This window comes from Segatella copri DSM 18205, assembly GCF_025151535.1.
Lineage (GTDB): Bacteria > Bacteroidota > Bacteroidia > Bacteroidales > Bacteroidaceae > Prevotella > Prevotella copri.
This window is the reverse complement of the sequence record NZ_CP102288.1, coordinates 2,401,423-2,426,202: the sequence shown is the minus strand read 5'-3', so window position 1 is coordinate 2,426,202 and position 24,780 is coordinate 2,401,423. Positions and strand designations below refer to the sequence as shown.

16 protein-coding genes are annotated in these 24,780 nt (G+C 46.3%); 8 read left to right on the top strand and 8 right to left on the bottom strand.

Annotation, left to right across the window (positions count from 1 at the left end; all coding sequences use genetic code 11):
* Positions 1-51: 51 nt before the first annotated feature.
* The 3 genes from NQ544_RS10290 to NQ544_RS10280 all read right to left on the bottom strand — a co-directional run bounded on the left by NQ544_RS10290 (position 52) and on the right by NQ544_RS10280 (position 4,510).
* Entirely contained in the window at positions 52-1,101 is a 1,050-nt protein-coding gene (locus NQ544_RS10290) for a transposase (RefSeq protein ID WP_228023590.1), read from the bottom strand.
* Positions 1,079-1,519 (bottom strand): ISAon1 family transposase N-terminal region protein, encoded by a 441-nt coding sequence (locus NQ544_RS10285; RefSeq protein ID WP_006848975.1) that lies wholly within the window; start codon positions 1,517-1,519, stop codon positions 1,079-1,081. The genes NQ544_RS10290 and NQ544_RS10285 overlap by 23 nt, the downstream gene beginning before the upstream one ends.
* Before the next feature lie 129 nt (positions 1,520-1,648).
* Positions 1,649-4,510, bottom strand: coding sequence for a DNA gyrase/topoisomerase IV subunit A (locus NQ544_RS10280; RefSeq protein WP_006848489.1), 2,862 nt, complete (start codon positions 4,508-4,510; stop codon positions 1,649-1,651).
* Between the two features lie 105 nt (positions 4,511-4,615).
* Between NQ544_RS10280 and NQ544_RS10275 the strand changes: the two genes are divergently transcribed.
* From NQ544_RS10275 to NQ544_RS10255, 5 genes are all read left to right on the top strand, one after another.
* The gene (locus NQ544_RS10275; protein ID WP_006848488.1) at positions 4,616-6,178 is read left to right on the top strand and encodes a glycine--tRNA ligase; all 1,563 of its coding nucleotides are present in this window, start codon (positions 4,616-4,618) and stop codon (positions 6,176-6,178) included.
* Between the two features lie 33 nt (positions 6,179-6,211).
* On the top strand, positions 6,212-6,850 hold the full coding sequence (bamJ, locus tag NQ544_RS10270) for a BamJ family beta-barrel-assembly machinery protein (protein ID WP_228023669.1): 639 nt from the start codon (positions 6,212-6,214) through the stop codon (positions 6,848-6,850).
* Positions 6,851-6,943: 93 nt separating this feature from the next.
* The gene (locus NQ544_RS10265) at positions 6,944-8,326 is read left to right on the top strand and encodes an MATE family efflux transporter (RefSeq protein ID WP_006848486.1); all 1,383 of its coding nucleotides are present in this window, start codon (positions 6,944-6,946) and stop codon (positions 8,324-8,326) included.
* A 238-nt stretch (positions 8,327-8,564) separates the two neighbouring features.
* Complete coding sequence (locus NQ544_RS10260; RefSeq protein WP_006848484.1) at positions 8,565-11,387, top strand: M16 family metallopeptidase; 2,823 nt, start codon at positions 8,565-8,567, stop codon at positions 11,385-11,387.
* Between the two features lie 733 nt (positions 11,388-12,120).
* Entirely contained in the window at positions 12,121-12,996 is an 876-nt protein-coding gene (locus NQ544_RS10255) for a DUF4923 family protein (protein WP_006848482.1), read from the top strand.
* Positions 12,997-13,171: 175 nt separating this feature from the next.
* Here the strand turns inward: NQ544_RS10255 and bglX are convergent, their stop codons facing one another.
* Positions 13,172-15,541: a beta-glucosidase BglX gene (gene bglX, locus NQ544_RS10250; protein WP_006848481.1), complete on the bottom strand. Its 2,370-nt coding sequence runs from the start codon at positions 15,539-15,541 to the stop codon at positions 13,172-13,174.
* Positions 15,542-15,673: 132 nt separating this feature from the next.
* Here bglX and NQ544_RS10245 point away from each other — a divergent pair, with 132 nt between their 5' ends.
* The gene (locus NQ544_RS10245; RefSeq protein ID WP_260113655.1) at positions 15,674-15,877 is read left to right on the top strand and encodes a hypothetical protein; all 204 of its coding nucleotides are present in this window, start codon (positions 15,674-15,676) and stop codon (positions 15,875-15,877) included.
* Positions 15,864-17,573: a SusR-related protein gene (locus tag NQ544_RS10240; protein ID WP_006848479.1), complete on the top strand. Its 1,710-nt coding sequence runs from the start codon at positions 15,864-15,866 to the stop codon at positions 17,571-17,573. Before NQ544_RS10245 ends, NQ544_RS10240 begins: the two co-directional genes overlap by 14 nt.
* Positions 17,574-18,870: 1,297 nt before the next feature.
* Here NQ544_RS10240 and NQ544_RS10235 read toward each other — a convergent pair.
* A complete protein-coding gene (locus NQ544_RS10235) occupies positions 18,871-21,135 on the bottom strand; it encodes a glycoside hydrolase family 3 C-terminal domain-containing protein (RefSeq protein WP_006848478.1) in 2,265 nt (754 codons plus the stop codon).
* Positions 21,136-21,532: 397 nt separating this feature from the next.
* On the opposite strand from NQ544_RS10235, the gene NQ544_RS10230 reads away from it, so the two are divergent.
* The gene (locus NQ544_RS10230) at positions 21,533-22,429 is read left to right on the top strand and encodes a DMT family transporter (RefSeq protein WP_006848477.1); all 897 of its coding nucleotides are present in this window, start codon (positions 21,533-21,535) and stop codon (positions 22,427-22,429) included.
* A gap of 127 nt (positions 22,430-22,556) precedes the next feature.
* Here NQ544_RS10230 and NQ544_RS10225 read toward each other — a convergent pair whose 3' ends face one another.
* From NQ544_RS10225 to NQ544_RS10215, 3 genes are all read right to left on the bottom strand, one after another.
* On the bottom strand, positions 22,557-23,303 hold the full coding sequence (locus NQ544_RS10225) for a peptidylprolyl isomerase (protein ID WP_006848476.1): 747 nt from the start codon (positions 23,301-23,303) through the stop codon (positions 22,557-22,559).
* A gap of 95 nt (positions 23,304-23,398) precedes the next feature.
* Positions 23,399-23,758, bottom strand: a complete 360-nt coding sequence (locus NQ544_RS10220) for a hypothetical protein (RefSeq protein WP_006848475.1) — start codon at positions 23,756-23,758, stop codon at positions 23,399-23,401.
* Positions 23,759-23,913: 155 nt separating this feature from the next.
* Entirely contained in the window at positions 23,914-24,768 is an 855-nt protein-coding gene (locus tag NQ544_RS10215) for an HAD family hydrolase (protein WP_006848474.1), read from the bottom strand.
* Between the last annotated feature and the right edge of the window lie 12 nt (positions 24,769-24,780).

Below are 24,780 nucleotides of genomic sequence, written 5' to 3'. Positions count from 1 at the left end.
GCGCTTTTTTTGGCTCAGGTGCGGAAGTCCGTGGATAGCCCAGCAGGCATGTTAACCGAAGATCATCATCATACGGTACATGAAGAAAGTCAAGTCTGCTACTCCTCTCACCTGCGCCCGAAATCCCTTCATCTTTGAGTTGAGAGATTCTGCAGAAGCATTGGTTGAACGATTGTTGAAGTAATTCAATACATACTCCTCCTTCTCCTTTATAGTGTCACGTACTGCGATTAGCTCTCTGATGTGGCTTCTGCCTATATTCTTGTACCACGCATGTAATGCCTTCTTGGCCTTCTTGCGGCTCTGCTTCTTCTTGAAGATGTTTCTCAATGCGCAGACCAAACCATAGCCGGTCTTGATTCGGTTATCCAGTTCGAAGAGAATCTTCATGCCTTTCTTCTGCCAGTCCGTCCAGTCATTGCCGCTCTTGAGCAGAGGGTAGCGTACATGAGTCAACAGTTCCACCTTAGTCTCACCATTGGCAAGTATCTCTGGCTGAAACTTCTCATTCTTGCGCTTTCGCGGCCTTCCAAGGGTTTTGCCGTTCTTGCTCTTCTTTGGTTTGTGGTTCTTCGCATAGTATGCCCTCGCCTTGCGTCTTGCCTGCACAAGTTTCTTGAACTTGCTTTCCTGCATATTCCTCTCCGTGACGGCAGCACGCTTGAGTTTCATGCGCATCTCCTCAAGACCTTTGCCTGCAAGCTGCATGATATGAAAGCAGTCTATGACAATCTCCGCATTGGGGAATACCTGCTTGATGATGCCCATCATGCTGTCGGAGAAATCCATCGTGACTTCCTTCACTGCAAGACGTTTCTCTTCCGGTATAGCCATGAGTCGCATTGCCACTTCTGCAATGGTAGTCCCCTTGACAGCTGCGATGAGCGTACCACGCTTACCATGGCCTTCCTTGTTGGAGAGGAATGTAAAGAGGTCATTGTGCAGCATACTCTCATCTATGCTTAGGTGCGTGCCCATATTCTGGGCGAAGAGCACCCACTCTGCGGCATGATCCTTCTGGTCCCAGTCTTCAAAGTCACTCAGGTGCTCCTTGTAGACACGGTTCAGGTACTTACCGTCAGTCTGGAAGAATCGCGCCACGCATTGGGCCGTCACTGGGTAGGTATCCAACCATTTCTTTTAAAAAAGCAGCGAACTCAATTGAGTAGCTGGTGCCGTCTGCAATAAGTGCAGGAGTATCTAACAGTTGGTTCTTCCCATCCTCCGTAAGCCATCTGCGACGGCGCACATGAAGGGCAACCTTGTGCTCACGCACAGGGAAGTCATTGAACACCCGGGGCTCAGTAAAGCCATTCGGCTTCAAATCATGCCACATATCATCGCGCAGGTCACGTTCGTCAAGATAGATATGAAGAATGCGGATTTCCGTATTCGTCTCATCGTATAGACCAGTGCACTCTTCATCGACATTGGTAACTTCAAAGGTGTCAAGCATCCCTTTTGGAAGCATGTAGCGTACGAGTATCTCGTAGTCAAATTGGGTAGTCTTCTTTGCCATGATGCAAAGGTACTACTTTTTATTGGAAAACATGTACCGTGCGATGATAATCTTTTGGTTTACATGTCTGCTGGGCTATCCACGGACTTCCGCACCTGAGCCCTTTTTTTTGCGCTTTCTTAGCGCTTTTTATTGCTTCGATAACCAGTCTTTATCCTTCTGGTCTTCTTCAAAATCTTTTTCTGAGAAGAGGTTGGTCTGACCGGTCAGTTCGTCAATCACCTGTTGCTCGCTTTTGCCAGCATCTGGATCAAGGTTTTCACCTTCATTTTCTGAGTCAGAACCATCCGGTTCCTCATCATTATCCTCAGAAGGAGGTTCTGGGAATCGGGTTGGTTCCAGTTCCTCGATGCTTTCAATCTTCCATGTCGTGAGGCGCTTACCCTTTGCCTTGAAACTCTTCTGCGCAATGAACTGCTCGGCATCGATTTCTTCGGCAGAACGGATGGCATCCACACCGCCATAAGTAACCTTGATGCGTGGATAAACCGTATCGGTAAGCAAGATGAGCTTGCAGTTAGGGTTCTCTCCCATGAAATTCTGATGGCGCTTGGTGGCATCCATCGTGAATCGCTTGATGTATGGATATCCCTGATTGTCGGCATCGTAAAGGATAGCCGTCCAGATCTTGTGCTCATCCCATTTCTCTAAGCGGATGATGTTGTCCTCGTAGTGGTTGTTGACATCGAAATTGGTGATGTAGAATTCACCGTTGTCGAGTACTACCAAGATAGAATCATCATCATTGAATTCGCCCAGGAAACGGCCGTTCTCATCGTAGTTGATGCGGTTTACGTCTGGGTCGAACCAAACCTTTCTGCCTCCTAACGTGCTGTGGCCGTGACTCTTCAGACCGATGCGGCGAATGGTGCGCTTGGTAAGGAGATTACCTTTGGCAGCACGCCCCTTGATTAGAATGTCTGAGAAATCCTTCTCCAGAAAGATGCTCTGGCGCTTCTTCGTCAGGTCTGGCTCCATCGTACACTTGATGATTTCAGCTTCTCCATTCGGGTTGGCGGTGAAATAGATAACGCGGCTGCCAGGTGTACCCTGGGTGATGTCATACAACTTGTCGCGGGTCATGGCGGTTACGTTGAATCGCTTGATGAAGTAATCGCCTTGTTTGCCGTCGCGGTAAACACAGTTGTAAATGGTGCGCTTGTCGTTCTTCTTGAATACCTGTACATGGAGGATATTCTTGCCAACGAATATTTTGTCGGCAACCTTGGTGACTTTAAACTTACCATCCTTATAAAAGATGATGATGTCATCGAGGTCGGAGCAGTTGCATACGAATTCATCCTTCTTCAAACCTGTACCAACGAAACCTTCCTGACGGTTGATATAGAGTTTCTGGTTAGCCTCTACCACCTTAGTCACCTCAATGGTATCAAAGTTTCTGATTTCTGTTTTGCGAGGATGGTTCTTTCCATACTTACCCTTGAGATATTCAAACCAGTTGATGGTAACATCGGTCATGTGAGCCAGGTCGTTCTCAATCTCAGCAAGTTCAGCCTTAATCTTCATCAGCAGTTCGTCTGCCTTATCCTTATTATATTTAAGGATTCGCTGCATCTTGATTTCCAGGAGTTTGAGGATGTCCTCGCGGGTAATTTCCCGATGGAAGGCATATTCTACCATACCCTTACCGTCTACTTCGGCAGTAAAGAGTTTGTCCTTGAATGGTTCGAGTTTAGAATCGATGAAGGCAACAACCTCATCCTGACTCTTACTCTGCTCAAACTTTCGCTCCTTGTAAATGCGTTCCTCGATGAAAATCCGTTCGAGAGAAGAGAAGAAGAGCTGTTCCTCCAATTCACCCTTTCTGATCATCAGTTCCTTGCGCAGCAATCCCATTGTGCGGTCTACGCTGTGGCGCAACACATCGCTGATAGTGAGGAATACAGGTTTGTTGTCTTCGATGACACAGCAGTTGGGCGAGATATTGATTTCGCAATCGCTGAAAGCGTAGAGTGCGTCCATCGTTTTATCTGATGAGGTACCTGGTGCCAGATGCACAAGAATCTCAACATTTGCTGAAGTAACATCGTCTACCTTGCGTGCCTTAATCTTACCCTTTTCTACCGCTTTGGTGATAGAATCGATGAGGCTACCTGTAGTCTTGCTGAATGGTATCTCGCTGATAACGAGTGTCTTGTTGTCGAGCTTGTCTATCTTGGCTCTTACCTTCAATGCACCCCCTCGCTGTCCATCATTGTATTTGCTTACATCGATGGCACCGCCTGTAGGGAAGTCGGGATAGAGTTGGAATGGCTCGCCTTTGAGATAGTGGACGGCAGCATCGCAAATCTCATTGAAATTATGTGGCAAAACCTTACTGCTCAATCCCACGGCAATACCCTCGGCACCTTGTGCCAGGAGCAACGGGAATTTGGCAGGGAGCGTGATAGGCTCCTTGTTTCTGCCATCATAAGAGAGTTGCCAGTCGGTGGTTTTAGGATTGAAAACCACGTCGAGAGCAAATTTAGAGAGGCGTGCCTCGATATATCGGGGAGCAGCGGCACGGTCGCCCGTAAGAATGTTTCCCCAGTTACCCTGCGTATCGATGAGCAGGTCTTTCTGTCCCATCTGTACCAAAGCATCTCCGATAGACGCATCACCATGAGGGTGAAACTGCATGGTATGTCCCACGATATTGGCAACCTTGTTGTATCTTCCGTCGTCCATGCGCTTCATAGAGTGGAGGATGCGTCGCTGTACCGGTTTCAAACCATCCTCAATATGAGGAACGGCACGTTCGAGGATCACATACGATGCATAGTCGAGGAACCAGTTCTGATACATTCCGCTGAGGTGATGTACAGCAGAAGCATCGAATCGGTTCACCGGCTTATAATCGGAATGTTTCTCGGTCGAAATCTCCTCGTTGTCATCTTCCGCAGCATCCTGTTCAGATTCTGCAGAAGAATTTTCCAAATTTGGCGATTTTTCCTCTTCAAGACCGTTTTTATCTTTAATTTCGTCGCTCATATATAGCTTTTAATACTTATTTTATTAATTTATGGCAAAAATACAACAATTTTTCGAGAAAAAAGAGTATCTTTGCCGAAAATTTGAAAAAAATAAGATTTAATCATGGCACAGGAAGATGTTTTTAAGAAAATTGTAAGCCATTGCAAGGAATATGGCTTCGTGTTCCCAAGTAGTGAAATTTATGATGGCTTGGCTGCCGTTTATGACTATGGTCAGAATGGTGTTGAGCTCAAAAACAATATCAAGCAGTACTGGTGGCAGAGTATGGTGTTGTTGCACGAGAACATTGTTGGTCTCGATGCAGCTATCTTCATGCACCCTACAGTATGGAAGGCATCTGGACACGTAGATGCTTTCAATGACCCATTGATTGATAACCGCGATTCAAAGAAGCGTTATCGTGCCGATGTGCTTATCGAGGATCACATGGCTAAGTATGAGGAGAAGATTGCCAAGGAGATTGCCAAGGCTAAGAAGCGTTTCGGCGATAGCTTTGATGAGGCTCAGTTCCGTGCAACTAATCCTCGCGTTCTGGAGAACCAGAAGAAGTTTGATGATCTCCATGCCCGCTATACTGAGGCTATGCAGGGCCCTAACCTGGAGATGCTGAAGCAGATTATCGAGGATGAGGGTATTGTTTGCCCTATCAGCGGTACCAAGAACTGGACAGACGTTCGCCAGTTCAACCTGATGTTCTCTACCCAGATGGGTGCTGCCAGCGATGCTACAAGCAAGGTATATCTCCGTCCTGAGACAGCTCAGGGTATCTTCGTAGATTACCTGAGCGTTCAGAAGACCGGCCGTATGAAGTTGCCATTCGGTATCTGCCAGATTGGTAAGGCTTTCCGTAACGAGGTTGTTGCCCGTCAGTTCGTATTCCGTATGCGTGAGTTCGAGCAGATGGAGATGCAGTTCTTCTGCCAGCCTGGTACTGAGATGAAGTGGTTTGAATATTGGAAGAAGGTTCGCCTGGCTTGGCACGAGGCTCTCGGTATGGGTAATGAGAACTACCGTTACCACGATCACGAGAAGCTGGCTCACTATGCCAATGCTGCTACCGACATCGAGTTTAAGATGCCATTCGGTTTCAAGGAGGTAGAGGGTATCCACAGCCGTACCAATTTCGACCTTTCTCAGCACGAGAAGTACAGCGGCCGTTCTATCAAGTACTTCGATCCAGAGAAGAACGAGAGCTATGTACCTTACGATGTAGAGACATCTATCGGTGTAGACCGTATGTTCCTCAGCGTAATGTGCCACTCTTACTGCGAGGAGAAGCTGGAGAATGGCGAGACACGTGTTGTTTTGCGTTTGCCAGAGGCTTTGGCACCTGTTAAGTGTGCTGTGTTCCCATTGGATAAGAAGTATGGTTTGCCAGAGTTGGCACACGAGATTGTAGACGAGCTGAAGTTCCACTTCAATACTCACTATGGCGATCCTAAGGATTCAATCGGTAAGCGTTATCGCCGTCAGGATGCTATCGGTACTCCATTCTGTATCACCGTAGACCACGAGACTCCAAACGATCATAAGGTAACTCTGCGTTATCGTGATACCATGGAGCAGGAGCGCGTAGCTATCTCAGATCTTCGCAGCATCATCGAGGAGCGCGTAAGCATCACTAGCGTATTGAAGAAGCTTGGCAAGGAAATCAAGAACTTCTAATTAATCAAATACATTTAGATGAATCTTAAGAGTTTGAAATATTTCTTCTTCCTCATGATGGCAGTAATCACACTGTCATCATGTAGCGAAGATGATGATAATGTCTCGGAATATGCCAACTGGCAGGAGCGTAACGAGCAGGCTTTTGCCGATACATTGGCTTATGCCAAAAAGATGGGCGAAGCTAACGGCTGGTACGTTTATAAGAACTGGACGTTCGAAAACCAGACTCCGACTCTGAACAAGGATCAGAATGGTAATTTAGTGACCCTTACTTATAAGGATTGCGATAATATCATCGTTCATGTTCTGAAGAAGGGAGAGGGTACAACTTCTCCAATCCTTACCGATTCGGTACAGGTGAGCTATCGTGGTCGTTTCATTCCTACTAAGAATTATACGGAAGGTTACGTCTTCGACCAGAGTTTTACGGGTACTTTTGATGCAGCTACAGCTAATCCTATCCGTAGTGTGGCCGGTGGATTTATCGATGGCTTTACCACAGCATTGCTCAAGATGCATCCGGGCGACCATTGGCAGGTGTTCATTCCATACCAGCTGGCTTATGGCGAGAGCGGTAATTCTTCAATCCAAGGCTATTCAATGCTCCGTTTTGAGATGGTGCTCAAGAGTTATAAGAGAGCTTCTGGCAAGAAGTGGATTACTGAATAATAAGAATAAAGATTTAGAGAAAAGTATGTGCATATGTTTGAAATGATATATGCACATATTTTTTTGTATGAGCGATATACGAGAAATTAATTTATGCTTTATAGCAAGAAGACAGATTATTTGATGGAGTCGATTCGCCTGGGTAGGGAGATGGATCGGCGCGAGAAACTCAATCTTATTGTAGGGTTGAGTATACCTTCTATGTTGGCTCAGATTTCTACGGTGATGATGTTCTTCATCGATGCTTCTATGGTGGGGCATCTGGGAGCAGAGGCTTCTGCCAGTATCGGATTGATTGAGTCAACTACCTGGCTTATAGGTAGCTTGCTCAGTGCAGCGGCTACTGGCTTTTCAGTACAGGTGGCTCATTTTATCGGGGCTAATGATTTTGCAAATGCCCGTCAGGTGTTTCGTCATGCGCTGATTTGCGGTGTGGCGTTCAGCATTTTTGTTTCTCTTCTCTGTGTCGGCATTCATGGTTATCTGCCTTATTGGCTGGGTGGAGGTGCTGATATTGCCACCAATTCCTCTCGCTATTTTCTGATATACGGTCTGGTACTTCCATTCGTTTTCCTTTATCATATATCCGAGATGATGCTGAAATCTGCGGGCAATATGCATACACCTAGTGTGATGGCTGTATTGATCTGTATCTGCGATGTGATATTCAATTACCTGTTTATCTATATCCTGAAGTTGGGTGTTGTGGGGGCTGCCTTAGGAACGGCGATGGCTTATGTCTGCATCTCTCTGCCTAATCTTTATCTTGCAGGTTTCAAGAATAAGATACTGAATCTCCGTCAGGACCATGTCCGTTTCCGTTGGGTCAGGTCGTATGTTCATAATGCCTGTAAAATCAGCATTCCGATAGCCATACAGAACATATTGATGAGCGGGGCGCAGATAGTGAGTACCATGATTGTGGCACCTCTTGGCAATATAGCCATTGCTTCCCATTCTTTTGCTATTACGGCTGAGAGTCTTTGCTATATGCCGGGTTATGGAATTGGTGATGCGGCTACCACTCTGGTGGGACAGACGCATGGAGCTGGGCGAGTAGGTTTGTGCAAGAATTTTGCTTATATGACAGTAGGACTTGGAATGGCTGTGATGGCTGTGATGGGAGTGGTGATGTATGTCTTTGCTCCTGAGATGATTGGCGTTCTTTCTCCGGTAGAAAGCATCCGTGAGATGGGAACCATCTGTTTGCGCATCGAGGCTTTTGCTGAACCATTCTTTGCAGCCAGCATCGTGACCTACTGTGTTTGTGTAGGAGCGGGCGATACCAGGAAACCGGCGATGATTAATCTCGGTACCATGTGGCTGGTGCGCCTTACTCTGGCTTATGCGCTTTCCAAGAGCTATGGCTTGGAGGGAGTATGGATAGCGATGGCTACCGAACTCACATTCAGGGGAATCCTCTTCCTTATCCGCCTCTTCAGAGGTTCATGGATGAAGAGTTTTCATGTAGGTTAGGATTGGTTTTCTGCCTCCAATGTTAGTTTTAGGTTAAGATTTGCATACATCGGGAAGATATTCTCTAAAATGTTTGCAAATCTTTTTTATTTTTCTTAATTTTGCATCGCAGACAGTAACCATGTCACAGGTTTTGTCGTTATATATAGGCGAACTTGTAAAGTAGCATGATATATATAATAAGGTATATAGAAAGAATGATATAGAAAACAATAAATATATAAATAATTAAAATCAGATGAAACTAAGAAAGATTTTTGCAGCAGTTGTGCTGTTCCTTTCTACAGGTACAGCGATGGCACAGCAGATGCCAGCTATTCCGGTAGACAAGAATGTGAAGATAGGTCGTCTTGATAATGGATTGACTTACTACATTCGTCACAACAGTTATCCTGAGCATGTAGCCAGTTTCTACATCGCACAGAAAGTGGGTTCTATCAATGAGGATGATGACCAGCGCGGTTTGGCTCACCTCCTCGAGCACCTCGCCTTCAACGGTACCGATCACTTCAAAGGTAATTCCCTCCAGGATTACCTGCAGAGCATCGGCGTGGAGTATGGTAGAAATCTCAATGCCTATACCAGCGTAGAGAAAACCGTATATTACTTCACCGATGTACCTACTACCCGCCCTACAGCCGTAGATTCATGCATGCTCATCCTCAAGGATTGGAGCAACGGTATCTCTCTTACCAAGGAAGCCATCAATGACGAGCGCGATGTGGTACACAATGAGTACCGTATGCGTATCGTAGGTCAGCAGCGCATGATAGAGCGTTCACTTCCTAAACTCTATCAGGGCGAAAAGTATGGCTATCGTTTCCCTATCGGTTTGATGAGCGTTATCGATGGTTGTAAGCCAGAAACTCTCCGTGCTTACTACCGCAAATGGTATCGCCCAGACAATCAGGCTATTATCATAGTGGGTGATGTAGATGTAAATCATATCGAAGCTAAGATTAAGGAACTCTTCTCAGGAATCAAGGTACCTAAGAATGCCGCTAAGATTGAGAAGGTAGAAGTATCTGATAATGATTCTGCCATCTATGTTATCGACAAGGATAAGGAGCAGCAGGTTGATCTCTTCCAGGTTTATATGAAGCACAATGCTGTGCCAGATTCTCTGAAGGGCAATATGAGCTATCTCCTGAAGGGATACATGGATAACGTGATTTCTTCTATGATTGCTGCCCGTTATGCTGAGAAGGCATTGGAGCCAGATTGTCCATATCTCCAGGCAAATGCCGGTGATGGTTCATACCTGCTTTCAAGCACTAAGGATGCTTTCACCCTTACCGGTGTGGCTAAGCCAGGAAAGATTAAGGAGGCTTATGCTGCTGTTCTCCGCGAGGCACAGCGTATGCATGAGTTCGGTTTCACAGCTACTGAGTATCAGCGTGCCAAGGATGAATTCATGAGCCAGGTTGACAAGGCGCTTGCCAACAAGGATAAGATGAAGAACGAGCAGTTTACCACCCAGTATGTGGATAACTTCACTTCTAACGAGCCTATTCCGTCAGTAGAAGAGGAGAGCCAGATCTGGAAGATGGTAGTTCCAAACTTGCCTCTTGAGGTTATCAACAGCTATGCCAAGCAGTTGGTTTGCCAGAGCGATACTAACCTTGTATCATTGGTAATGATGCGCGAGCAGGCTGGTGCCGTTTATCCTACCGAGCAGGAACTCTCTGCCATCGTAAAGCAGGTACGTGCTGAGAAGCTCGAGGCTTATGTGGATAATGTTAAGCAGGAACCTCTCATCGCTCAGGCTCCTAAGGCTGGTAAGATTAAGAAGACTGTTGAGAATAAGAAGTTGGGCTTCAAGGAGTTGACTCTTTCTAATGGCGCTAAGGTGGTATTGAAGAAGACTGATTTCAAGGACAATGAGATTGCTTTCGCAGCTTCAGCCAATGTGGGTTATTCTACTTTCGGCAAGGAAGACTTCCTGAATGCTGCATTTGCAGCAGATGTGCTCGATGCTAGTGGTCTTGGCGATTTCTCAAGCAATGAGCTTGATAAGGCTTTGGCAGGTAAGCAGGCTGGTGTTTCGTTCACCTTGAGTCCTTTCAATCATGGTTTGAAGGGTAATTCTACTCCTAAGGATATCGAAACCCTGATGCAGCTCATCTATCTCAAGATGACCGCAGTAAGCAAGGACCAGAAGAGCTTCGACAATATGAAGAGCATGATGGCTACTGTTCTTGCCAACAAGAGCAACAACCCAAGCCTCGTATATCAGGATTCTGTTCAGAGCACCCTCTATTTGGGTAGCAAACTTGCCCGTGTGCCAGAGGCAAGCGATATAAAAGATATCAACTACGACCGTATCCTGGAGATTGGTAAGCAGTTCTACGGCAATGCCAAGGACTTCACCTTCTATTTCGTAGGTAACTATGATGAGAAGACTCTCCTCCCACTCATCGAGCAGTATATCGCCAGTCTGCCAAACAAGGGCTTCAAGCTTAAGAACAAGCAGATTCCTTATGCTAATGGTAAGGTAAGCAATGTCTTTACCAAGGCAATGGAGAATCCACAGAACCAGGCAACAGAGATCTGGTATACCAAGGCTCCATTCACCTTGCAGTATATGGTTCTTGCTGATGTTTCAGCCCGCCTTTTGGAGATGAAGTATTTGCGTACTATCCGTGAGGAACTCAGCGCTGCTTATCATGCAGGAGCAAACTATGGTTTGCTTCGCGATTATGATAACAAGGCTGCCATCTCTATTTCTGCCGTGGCTCAGTTGAACCCAGAGAAGTCGGATATCGCTATTCCTTACTTCTTCAAGGGTATGGAAGAGACCGTGGCCCAGCCAAATGCAGAAGACCTTCAGAAGGTGAAGGAGATCCTCCTGAAGCAGGCTGCTGTTAGCGAAAAAACCAATGGTTATTGGCTTGGTGCGTTGAGCACATACGAGCGTATGGGTGTTGATACTCATAGCGATTACAAGGAGATGGTGAAGAATCTGAAGGCATCTGAGATTTCAGACTTCCTGAAGAATGTCATCCTGAAGAGTGGTAATCATTTCGAGATTATCATGAAGGCAGTGAAGAACGAGAAGTAAATCTCGGACTTGATATAATAAACTTGAATAATAAACGAAAAAATCCCGTTGTACAAGCCAGATGGCTGACAACGGGATTTTTACGTTTTTTTTTCTTTTCCCAAAATTTTTGAAACTCATCATTTAAGAGTCGTTTCGAAAAATCTCTCTTTAAAAAGAAAGGATGCGTCTTTATATTATATAAGAGCATCATCTTTCCTCCTTTACGTCATGTTTCTGAAGAGTATTAACCTCTTCTCTTTGCCTTAGAGGCAAGAGCCTCGCGGCGATCCTGAAGAATCTGTTGGCATCTATCGATAGCCTGATTCTGATTTTCTGAATTTACCTTAATTAAATCATTCATAACCTATTGATATTTGTTAACCGCTTGCAAAGATAGGGGTTTCTACCTATTTCTAGGTATAAAATGCATGAAAATACGTGTTTTATTCGTTATTTTTTGATGTATGTCAAAAAAAAGTGCAAACGATTGAACAGTTTCCCCTCCTTTAGGCCGATAATTATCATTTCCTGAACGATATTTTCATAGTCTTTTAAACGAATTGTCATAGTATTCGTCTATAATAGCGTAGAAAGAGCAGAAATGCTGAGTTTTTAGGTAGATTCATACCGCGAAATAGGGATTTTTCTTATCGTATTTCCGTTTTTTTTTGCGAACTTTGCACCCGAAAGAACAATAGGAAGTATTGGGTATATATAAATAAGAGTGATAAAAATAAATATATAGAAAGCAATGAAAAAGGTATTTCTTTTGGCTGCCCTCGTGCTCGCATGCACAGCTGGCAGCAACGCAAGCGCTATGAACGAGGCAGCGCTCAATGCCTCAATGTCTGAGATGATGCCGGTTAAGAAAACGACTAAGAAGACAACAAAGAAGACTTCAAAGAAAACTTCGACCAAGAAGACTTCTACAAAGAAAACAACTTCTGCTGCATCTAACACAACAGCTGCGACAACAACAACTGCAACAACAACTGCAGCAACAACCAGCAATACCGCTACATCTACCAGTACAACCAGCAATGCAGGCTCTGCCGTTGCAGGTATCTTGGGTGCTGTACTGGGCGGAAACTCTAACAGCAGCAGTTCTGCAGGTAGCAGCATTATCAATGGCATTCTGAATAATGTAATCGGTTCAGGTACCTTCAGCAAGCAGGATCTCTGTGCCCATACCTGGAAGTACAGTAAGCCGGGATGCGCCTTTACCTCTGAGAATCTCCTGGCAAAGGCTGGCGGTGAGATTGCTGCCAACAAGGTAGAGGAGAAGTTGGGTGAGTATTACAGCAAATTTGGTCTCAGCGGCTCAAATACCTATTTCACCTTCAAAACTGATGGCACTTTCGCTGCCAAGATAGATGGCAAGTCATGGCAGGGCAATTATACTTTTGATGAGAAGACTCATGCCATTCAGATGAAGGGCTTGCTCTTGAGTATGTCGGGCTATGCTACGAAGACTACCAACGGCATCAGCCTGCTTTTCGACCAGACAAAGTTGCTCAACCTCATCAAGACCATGGGTGCCCTCAAGGGCAGTTCTACCCTCAGCGCTATCGGTACTATCGCCAATAATTACGATGGTATGCGTGTAGGTTTCGAGATGAGTAAGTAATTTAAGTTTCGTAAGTTCAGGAGTTAAAGAAGTTAAAGGAGTTATCGCTCCCTACGGTCGCTGAGGAGTTAAGACAATAGTCTTTTTGGCACAGTTTTTAAGCAGCAAGACATACGTCTTAACTCCTTAACTTCCTTAACTCCTTTAACTTCCCGATATGCGAAAGTTCAGTTGTTTATTTCACGTTCAGTTTCAATGTCTTTACATCTTTACTGTTGGTTCCTATCATAATCTGGAAGTCGCCAGGTTCTATCACGTGCTTCAGATTTGCGTTGTAGAACTTGAGCATATCTGGGGTGATATCAAAGCTTACCTCTTTACTCTCACCTGCTGCCAGATGGATGCGCTGGAAACCTTTCAGTTCCTTTACAGGGCGGGAGATGCTGGCTACCATGTCACGGATGTAGAGCTGCACAATCTCATCGGCATCGCGGGAGCCATTGTTCTTAACGGTAACGCTAGCTGTAATCTTCTTGCCATCCTGCCATTCGGTAGCCTCCTCATTGCTGATGCCGGCCTCCTGGCTGCTCAGGCGGAAGTTGCTGTATGAAAAGTAGGTGTAGCTCAAGCCGTAACCGAAAGGATAGAGCGGACCATTGCTTACATCCAGACAGTTGCTGGCAAACTTGGCAAACTTCTCATTATCGTCTGCTACAGGGCGGCCGGTGTTCTGATGGTTGTAGTAGAGAGGCTCCTGACCGGTAGTCTTAGGCATCGAAGTGGTGAGTTTACCCGATGGCGATTTGTCGCCAAAGATGACATCGCAGAGTGCATCGCCCATCTCTGAACCTCCAAACCATACATTCATGATGGCTGGTACATGGGCTTTTTCCCAAGTAAGGACCGTAGGACGGCCCGCAAAGTTGAGGAGCACTACAGGCTTGCCCGTCTTCAGAAGTTCGGCAAGCAGTTCGCGCTGTACGTCCGGCATCTCCAGGTTGGTACGGCTACCGCATTCGCCGCTCATCTCGGCGCTTTCGCCCATAGCACATACTATCACATCCGCCTCTTTCGCAATCTTCAGCGCTTCAGCCTTCATCTCAGCCTCGTTGCCCCAGTTGATCGGTTTACCGGATTCGCCGTTTTTCTGCAGTTCCTGATTGCGCCAGATATTGCTTCCCTGGGCATATAATAAGGTGGCTTTTCCAGCAAGTGCATGCTCCATTGCCTCCTTGATGGTGGTATATTTCGATGGTACCTGAGCCACGCTCCATGTGCCGGCTATGTTGTTTCGGGTGTCGGCAAGCGGACCTATCAGGGCTATCTTTCCTTCCTTTTTCAGTGGCAGGATATTTCCTTCGTTCTTCAGGAGCACGAAGGTCTCTGCTGCTACATCGCGGGCTACCTGACGGTTCTCAGCGGTATAAATCTCGCTCTTGCTGCGCTTGGTGTTGCAGTAGCGGTAAGGGTCGCTGAACAGTCCCAGTTTATATTTCGCTTCCAGGATGCGGCGGCAGGCGATGTTCACATCCGCCTCGCTCACCTTTCCTTCTGCTATGCTCTTAGCCAGATGCTTTACGAAGGCGTTGGAGCACATGTCCATGTCGGTACCCGCCTTCAGCGCCTGCTCTGAAGCCTCCTGGATGTCTTTTGCTGTTCCGTGCTGCAGAATCTCGGCGATAGAAGCGTAATCGGTAACTACGAAACCGGTGAATCCCCACTGCTTTCTCAAGACATCGGTCATCATCCATTTGTTGGCTGTAGCAGGTATGTAGTCGATGAGATTGAATGAAGACATCACGCTGCCTACGCCAGCCTTCACCACTGCCTCGTAAGGTGGAAGATACTGGTTCATCATGCGCACGCGGCTCATATCTACCGTGTTATATTCCTTACCGCTCTCAACGCCTCCGTACAGGGCAAAATGCTTCAGACAGGCCATGATGCGGTTGGCTCTCAGAATCTCTTCTGTGCGCATATCCACGCCCTGGTAGCCCTGAGTCATCGCTGCTCCCATCACGCCGCTCAGATAAGGATCCTCGCCATTTCCTTCGCTTATTCGTCCCCAGCGGGCATCGAGTGCAATGTCTACCATAGGAGAGAATGTCCAGTTGATGCCGTCGGCACTTGCTTCCTTGGCCGATACTTCGCCTACCTTCTTCATCGCCTCGGTATCCCATGAGCAGGAGAGGGCGAGAGGGATAGGGAACATCGTTTCGTAACCATGAATCACGTCCATGCCTACGAGCAGCGGGATGCCCAGACGGCTGTTCTTGATGGCGATTTCCTGCAGAGCCTTGATTTTGTCGAGCCCTTTGATATTGAAAACTCCGCCCATGTTGCCCTGGGCGATATCGCCGCCTACCTGAGTATCAAGTGCGCCGCCGGTGGTGATGTCGCCAGCTACCATCAGGTTCAGCTGACCAATCTTTTCCTGTAGCGTCATCTTCGCCATCAGTTGGTCGATATACTCCTTCATGGGTAGAATCTTGCCTTTCTTGGTTGTGGCAGTTACTTTTTTCTTAGGGGCTGCGGTATGGGCGAAAGCAGGTGCTGCCATAGAACCAGCCAAAAGAAATGTGAGTGATAAAAGTGCTGTTCTCATTGTTTATTATGTTAATTGTTATTTTTGATGCTTATCTTCTGCAAAGATAATGCAAATGAGCGCAATGAAAGCTTGCTTTCAAATTGCCGAATGCAGCTTATCTTATGCAAAGATAATAAAAAAGATGATACGATGCGCGATAGGAATGTTAAAATGTGGATGAATTTTTCTTTTTTAGATAGGAATATGTCTGATAATGAGATGGATAAGAAAAATGAAGAATATATAAAAAGTGGATGCGGTATAGACGAAAAATGCGAAGAAACCTACATTTCTTCTATATCAGATTTTGTCGTTTCCGATTTTTTTATTACTTTTGCACATGAAACCTCATGAAAATAAATCAATCTTAAACGGAATCAAGTTGATGTATCGCGTAAATGAATTATGGGGAAAGGCATTCTTCTTCCTGCTCTTTGTCTTGATGCCTCTTTCTCTTGCAGCAAAAACAACAGATAATATAGAGCAGCTTCTTCATAGTCTGGACAACGCCATTGCCCATTCGGCTGATTATGTGAAGGTACGTGAAGCCCGAATTCGCGATTGGGAGCAGAAACTGAAGACCGCCAGGCGCCTAAGCAGTAAGTATGATGCCTGCTTTGCGCTCTTTGAGGAAAACCGCTCCTACAAGAACGACATGGCGCTGAAATACATCAACCAGTGTATGGAACTTGCCTTCAGAATGGGCGATAAAAAGAAGGTGGGAAATGCCAAGGCGCTGCTTGCTTTCCAGGAATCTACCACGGGCGATTATGCCGAATCGTACGATCTGCTGAAGTCTGTCAATATCGCTGATCTTGATGCTGAGGGCAAACGCAACTACCTCTGGGCTTGCCAGCACCTGTATGGCGAGATGGCATATTATTCCAACGTTCCTTCCTTAAAGAAATATTATGCCGGCAAGCATAATGCCTATCAGGCTGCAATAGACAGCACATTCAGCCATGATGATGACCTTTATCTGCAGATGCAGGAGGTGAGGACACGCGATGCAGGCAATATGAAGGAGGCTTTGCGATTGAGCGATAAGCGGCTGTCGATGACGAAACCGGGCACCCATCAGTATGCCATCGTTCAGTTTTATCGCGGCTTGACCTACAATCAGTTTGGCGATGAAGAGCAATTTCTCAGCTGCCTTTTGCGTTCTGCTATCTGCGATGTCCAGTTGGCTGTGATGGACCAGGGTTCTCTCTGGGAAGTTGCCAATCTTCTCAACGCCGAACTGGGCGAGCAGAAGCGCTCTCACGAGTATATCAAGTTTGCCTGGAAGTCGGCTACCGTTTTCAATACGCCTATCCGCAGCCGCCAGATTATGCCTGTGCTCACGCATATTGAGGAGGGATATCAGAAAGAGCTTTCTTCGAGCAACCAGCATCTGCGGCTCATGGTAGCGTGTTCAGCCTTGCTTCTCTTTGTGGTTATGCTCTTGCTCTACTATGTCAACAAGCAGCGCAAGCGCATTGCTGCGGCCCATCATAAGCTGAAGGAAACCAACCATGCCTTGCAGTTGGCAAATGAGCGTCTTAACGAGATGAACCAGTCGCTCAATGAGATGAACCAGTCACTCAACGAGAGTAACAAGATGAAGGAAGTATATATTGGTCGATTCCTGCGCCTTTGTGCCATCTATGTCGACAAGATAGAGACCATGCGCAAGCGAGTAGTGAAACTGGTGAAGGCAAGAGAACTCAACAAGTTGTTGGAGCAGATGCAGGCTGGCGAGGCCTACATGGGCGAGCTGTATGAGTATTTCGATTCCGCCTTCCTGAAGCTCTTCCCTGACTTTGTTGAGGAGTTCAATGCTCTCTTGAAGCCTGAAGAGCGTATCGTGCTCGAAGATGACAGCCGTCTTTCTACCACCCTCCGCATCTTTGCCCTTATCCGTCTGGGCATCGAGGACAGTTCTAAGATTGCCGAGTTCCTTCACTATTCTGTGAACACTATCTATAATTATCGCGCCAAAATCAAGAATAGTGCCATCTGTGACAGGGAAGAGTTCGAGCAGCGCGTGAAGCAGATTGGCATGAAATAAGCCTTTCTGGGCGTGATGGGTGAAATGTGCTGCAAAGGTACAACATATTTCTGTTACTGCCAAAAATCGCGCTGCAGAGTCCTGTTAAACGGATTTAACACTCGTATTTTCCCGAGCCAATAAAGCCTACTCATAGTTTTAGCAGGATAGAAACTATGAGTAGGCGAGCAGATATCAATAAGTTTTACCGGAAGAGAAGATAGGTTTGCTGATGGACGTATTGGTTTTCATCAGGTAGACCTAATCGTTACAGTGTGACAGTTGTGACAGTTGTGACAGTTTTCAGGGGTACCCCTCCCTTTTCTCTATTTAGAGGTTACTTATATATTTATAATAAATATATAAGTATATATATAATACTTACAGATTGAAAGTAGGGGAAATGCATGTACCCCTCCGCTGAAAACTGTCACAACTGTCACAACTGTCACGCTGTAACGCTTTGCTCCTTTTCCCCGAAGATCATCTGAAATCTTGTTACTTGAAATGATATGTCAAGTTTTTTTTTGTAAGCATAGAACCTTGACGCCTGAAAATCCAAAGTTCCTTTCAGGGCGTGTGGCGCAAACTTGCGAAAGCTTAGGAGTAAATGCTGCTGATACCCATGCGCCCTGTTTTAGGGCGTATGGGTAAAACGTCCGATAATTGGGGTGTTGATTATTTTTCGGAAGAGTAAACGCTTCGGGGTACCCATGCCCCTTGTTTTAAGGTGTTATGTGGGTTAACTAACCGATAATCAGGGTGTTGGTTGTTTTCTGGGAAAGAGTAAATGCTCCAGGTACCCATGTGCCCTATTTTAGGGCTTCATGTGGGTTAACTAACCGATAATCAGCGTGTTGATTGTTTTCTGGGAAAGAGTAAATGCTTCACGTACCCATGCATCGCGTTTCGCGATGTATGGGTAGTCATTTGATAATCAAAATATTGATGTTTGTGTATCCCTGTTTCTGCGAACTTGGTGATGGATGAGGAGCGAGAGAAATCGTATAAAAAGTTTGACGCCCTGAAATAGGGCGTCAAATAGGTTAACCATTTGATAATCAGATTGCTAACTATTTTATGGTAAGAGTGAATACTTCGGGGTACCCATACGTTGTGTTTTACAACATCAAGTGGGTTAATCTTCTGATAATCAAGATATTGATATTTTGAAAATCCCCGTTTCTACGAGTTTGTCGATAGGATAAAAGCAGGGGAAAACAATAAAAGCTTGTTACGGCGTTTCATCGTAACAAGCTTTTATGCGTTATATTTATTTCTTCCCTCCGTTCAATTTCTCAGAATCGAATCATTCTTTTTAAAAGAGCTCGAAAGCTTTCTTGAGCTTCAGGTTATCGGCTGCATTACCAACAAGAGCCTCAAACTTTCCGGCTTCAGCCTTCCAGGATGAAGATGTCTCATCGTAGAAACTGAGGGCCTCTTTGTTGATGGTGATGCTGATATCCTTGCTCTCACCTGGCTGGAGATAAACCTTCTGGAATCCCTTCAGCTCCTTCTGAGGGCGGTCTACCGATGCCTTGACGTCGTGGATATAGAGCTGAACCGTCTCGGCTCCGGCACGCTTACCGGTATTCTTTACGTTTACGGTAAAGGTGATTGTGCCGTCCTGCTTCATCTGTATCTTGTCGCTGCGCAGATTAGAGATGGCAAACTGGGTGTAGCTCAAGCCGTGACCGAATGCAAAGGTAGGCTTGATGCGCTCCTTATCGGTCCAGCGGTAACCTACATAGATGCCTTCCTTATATTCCTCATCAATGATGTTGCCCTTCGTGCTGGCTCCACCTTCCTGACGCCAGGTTCCCGGATAGGTATTGAGTGCATGAGCACCTGTTTCCTTCAGCGAGTTGACCCATGTAAACGGCAACTTTCCGCTAGGGTTGGCATCGCCTGTAAGGATGCTTGCAAGGGCTTCGCCGCTCTCCGAACCGATGAACCAGCCCTGTACGATGCCGGCAACCTTAGCCTTCCAAGGCATAGCTACCGCATTGCCTGAGATGTTGACATAAACGAAGTTTCTGTTTGCCTTAGCCAAAGCCTCGATCAGCTTATCCTGATGGTATGGCAACTCATAATGCTTGCGGTCGTGGCCCTCGCAGTCCTGGAAATCGCTCTTGTTCAGACCGCCAAACATGATGACATAGTCGGCTGTCTTGGCTTTCTCTACGGCTTCGGCTATCAGTTCAGCCTCGCTGCGCTTGTCTTCCAGGTTCTGGCCGGTTGTAACGCCATTGTAGTTGCCCGTTACATCGCCCACATATCCGCGGGCATAATCTACCTCGATGCCGTCCTTGCCCAAGCGCGTCTTCAGTCCATCGAGAGGCGAAATCTCGCGCTGTACCTTGAGCGAAGAAGAGCCTCCGCCCACGGTCATCATCTTGATGGCATTCTCGCCCACTACCAGTACGCGCTTAGCCTTCTGGGTGTTGATAGGGAGCACATTGTTCCTGTTCTGGAGCAATACGATGCCTTCCTCAGCGATCTGTCTGGCTGCTGCATAATGGCTCTCGGAACAGAGGAAACCATGAGGGCGGTTCGGATTCATCGTGGTGCGATAGAAGAGGCGCAATACGCGGCGCACCTTATCGTCCAGCTCCTTCTGGGTGAACTTGCCTTCCTGTATGGCCTTCATGTAAGGCATGGAGAGATAATAGTTGTCGTAGGCATTGGTAGCGCCCATCGTAAGACCGTCTGTCCAGGTGCCGAACTCCATATCCAGCCCGTTCTTTACTGACTGCTCCAGGTCGTGGGCACCGCCCCAGTCGCTTACCACGACACCATCATACTTCCAGTCGCCCTTCAGAATCTTGTTCAGGGTCCACTGGTTGTGGCAGTTGTGCTCATTCTTATATAGGTTGTAGGCTCCCATGATACCCCATGTCTTACCCTTCTCAACAGCCGCCTTGAAGGCAGGGAGATAGATTTCGTGGAGAGCACGGTCGCTGACAATTACGTTGACCTGGTGGCGGTATTCCTCATCGTTGTTCAGGCAATAGTGCTTTACGCAGGCTGATACGCCCTTAGACTGCAATCCCTGGATATACGGCACTACCATGATGCTTGCCAGGAACGGATCTTCGCCCATATACTCGAAGTTGCGGCCGTTGAGAGGCGTGCGATAGATGTTGACGCCAGGACCCAGAATCATGTCCTTGCCGCGATACAGGGCTTCTTCGCCCAATGCTTCGCCATAGATGCGGCTCATCTGCGGATTCCATGATGCGGCAAGACAGGTGAGGGCAGGGAAGGCTACGCAGGAGTCGTTGGTCTGACCAGCCTGTTCCCACTCATCCCACAATACGTCAGGACGCACTCCGTGAGGTCCGTCATCCGTCCAGAAGTCAGGAAATCCCAAGCGTGGTACACCGGCTGATGAAAACTTGCTCTGAGCATGGATGATGCGTATCTTCTCTGCCAGCGTCATGCGGGAGATGGCATCATCGATGCGCTGCTCTACCGGCTTGGTCTGGTCGAGATAGACTGGCAATTGTCTGGTAGTCTGCTGTGCCTGAGATGGAGCGATGGCTGCAACCGACAGGACACATGATAAAATGAACTGTTTCATAAGTAATATTTATTATGGTTTGTTTATTTCTTGCAGTTGTTTGTTTTGCACACCGCCTCTCACGTTTTTTTGTGCGTTTAGGCGTATATGCTCATTCATCTGCAAAATTACTAAATAAATAATGAAAAAATGGTGGGTGATAAGTGAAAAGTGGATGGGTGTAAAAATGAGATTTTTATAAACCGCTGATAGTTAGGAAAATAAATGTGTTGCTGTGCGACTGAAAAGTGGCAGAGTGTGAACACTGAAAAATGCTGATGTAACTCTTCTTAACGCATTTTTCTTTTGCTCCAATTTCGCTTTTTATTGTCTTTTTCTGCTTTTCTTGCTTACAATTTGCTCATTTCGAATAAAAGTTATAATTTTGCAGTTGAATTTCAAAAATCAGGAAAATAGAATGAAACAGAATAATAGTAATTTATTATATCATCTTGTGGCTTTTATCACCGTAGCTATCTGGGGAACCACCTTTGTATCTACCAAGGTGCTGATGCTGAACGGACTTTCGCCAGCACAGATCTTTACGCTCCGTTTCAGTATCGCATACATGATGATGCTGATGGTGAATCATAAGCGGATGTTTGCTGATAGCTGGAAAGATGAGTTTAAAATGGCGATGCTGGGCATTACGGGCGGTTCACTCTATTTTCTGAGCGAGAACGAGGCGATGAATTATACCACAACAACCAATACTTCGCTCATCGTTTGCTCCTGTCCGCTCTTTGCTACCTTGCTGGTACGTCTGGTTTATCGCCATTCTTCGCGTATCAACATGATACAGCTGTTGGGCTCTCTGCTTGCTTTTGTAGGTATGATTATCGTGGTGCTGAATGGCAGATTCGTGCTGCATCTGTCGCCTGTAGGCGATGCCTTGGCTTTTACGGCATGTATGAGCTGGGCTGTCTATTCGCTCCTGATGAAATCGGTATCGGGCGATTATGGCGCAGCTTTTATTACCCGCAAGGTATTCTTTTATGGTGTGCTTACCATCTTGCCTTATTATCTTATCATCCCTGGTTGGCCGTCATGGGATGTGTTTATGAAGCCTCAGGTGGTGGGTAATCTCTTGTTCCTGGGCTGTTTGGCATCCATGATATGTTTCCTTACATGGAACTGGTGTATCTCTAAGTTGGGTGCCGTGAAAGCTACCAACTGGGTTTATTTCAATCCTATCACCACAATGATTTTCGCCTCTCTGGTATTAGACGAAAAGATAACTCCTTACTTCCTGGCAGGTGCCTGCTGCATTCTGGCAGGTATGTATATTACGGATAGAATGACGAAGGCGGAATAAAAAATGACGAAGCATAGCTGTAGTTAGAACTTGCCAATGCTAAGAGCATTATGATGCTCTTTACCATTTTGCTTTTCATTAGGCGTTCCGCCGGATTTACCGTCCGGCGGAGCGTTATGGAAATTTCTTATTCCTCGATGACTGAAATCTGCATAGAAACATCCTCTTTTGGGCGATCGCCACGCAATGTTTCGCAGTTCTGAATCTTTTCTACGATGTCAATTCCTTCCTCCACTTCACCGAAAACGGTGTATTGGTTATCGAGGAAAGGTGTTCCGCCTACTTCAGTGTAAGCCTTCTGCTGCTCTTCAGTAAACTTAGGATAGCCCTGCTCCTTGCAGCGCTTCTTGGTTTCATCCACCAGTTCATCCTGGAGTTTCATCAGGCCTTCACGGTCGCGGTTGCGGCGGAAGTTCATAATTTCATCATGATGCTCCTTGGCAAGCTGGTTGAAGATGTTCTGCTCCATCTGCATGCCCATCTGCTTTTCCATCTGCTTCAGTTCATTCTGCTTGTAGGTCTTTCCCCATACAATATAGAACTGGCTACCGCTGCTCTCTCGCTCCGGGTTTACCTCATCTCCCAAACGGGCTGCGCTCAAGGCACCACGCTTGTGGAAAAGTTGTGGATAAACGAACTCGGCAGGGATGGTATAGTCAGGACCACCTGTGCCCAGCATCTTGCCTTTAGGAGCGCCTTTGCTGTCTGGATCGCCGCCTTGAATCATAAAATCCTTGATGACACGATGGAAGAGAGTGCCATCGAAATATCCCTCCTTTGCCAACTTCAAGAAGTTGTCACGATGCTGAGGTGTCTCGTCGTAGAGGCGCACCTTGATGTCGCCCTCTGATGTCTTTATCAATACTTTAGCCATAATAATTTAATAAAATGTTAAGTGTTGAATGTTAAGTTATATCTTGCTTTTTGATATCATAGCTCATTGGGCCATTTAACATTTAACATTCAACATTATTTATAATACTCATTCCACTCCTTCATAGCCTCCTGCCAGTCGGTCTGTTCACCTCTGGCTACGGCTTCCTTCTGTCTCTCTGCCTCGTCGCGAGCCTTATCTCGGGCACGTTTTGCCTTCATTGCTTCGATGGTGGCATCGTCGAGAATCTGAATGGCGCCACGCTTGATGGCTGCCTGCAACTCCTCTTCTCCGAAAGCCTTGCCAGGCTCATTGAAGTCAGAGATATTGAATTCATAATCCACGCGAAGGTCGTGGCGTATCATTTTCTGTTGTAAACGGTTGCCTGCGTTCTTGAGTCGCAGCAACTTGCCGATTTCCTTGATTTCTCCTGCTGAGTATTTGTTTCTTCCCATTAATATGATTTGATATTATTATTTTTGCGTGCAAAATTAAGCATAATCCTCGATAAAACCAAGAAAAGTTTCAAGGAATTCACAAAAGAATCCCTTTCTCCCTTTACTTTCTTGCCCTTTTTACCCTTTTACCTTTTTACTTTTTTACCCTTAAATCACTTCCATGCCTTCTTCTGGTTCAGTTCTATCAGACGGTCGAATTCAAAGTCGGCTTTGATTTTATCCAATATTCTCTTTACGATGATATTCATCACGCTTCCTTTGCTGTAGTTGGCAGAGCACATGAAGTTTACCCGTCCCTCCTTGACAAGCTGGCAGGCAGTCTTCTGTTTATCCTCGTTATCATATACAGCAATCGAGTGGCCGCCATGTTCCTTTACCATCTTCATGCAAGGCACATCGGTTTCTCCATCTCCGAAATATATCATTCGGGGGAAAGGGATAGGGCGCTTTTCGTCGGGGATATACTGGTTCACTCTTCTGTTGTCGCTCACCTGTTTGATACCCTTGTTGATTTTGAAGAGGAATTGCGTCTTGGTAGTATAGTCTACGGCTACGGCTGGCCAATAGGCGATACCATCCTTGTTGTAGAGAAAGGAGCAGGCGTAGATGTTCTCAAATTCGTGAGCGATAGGTGTGCCCTCTATCATCTCCTTCAGTCCCGAGGAGTTGATGTAGTGCTTTACGTCCAGTCCGATGCTGTTGCCATATTCATTCACGAGCGAAAACCATTGTTTTACGCCGCGGAACAGTTCTACATCCTTGCCGAATTTCTGAAAAGATTCCCGGGTGAGCGAGATATTGTTCTTCTTGGCTTCGTCGAGCATCAGATACATATAGGTCAAAATGCCATTGGCATCCTTACCCTCTGCAAACTTTCTGTTTTTCTCCCAGAACTCGTCTTTTGTCTTGCCTGTAGCCTGTATGAATCCAAACTCCTGCATATTGCCAGGCGACAGTGTGCCGTCGAAATCATAAACCAGCGCTACCTGTGGTCTCTTCTTTGCCATATCTCGTTCTCC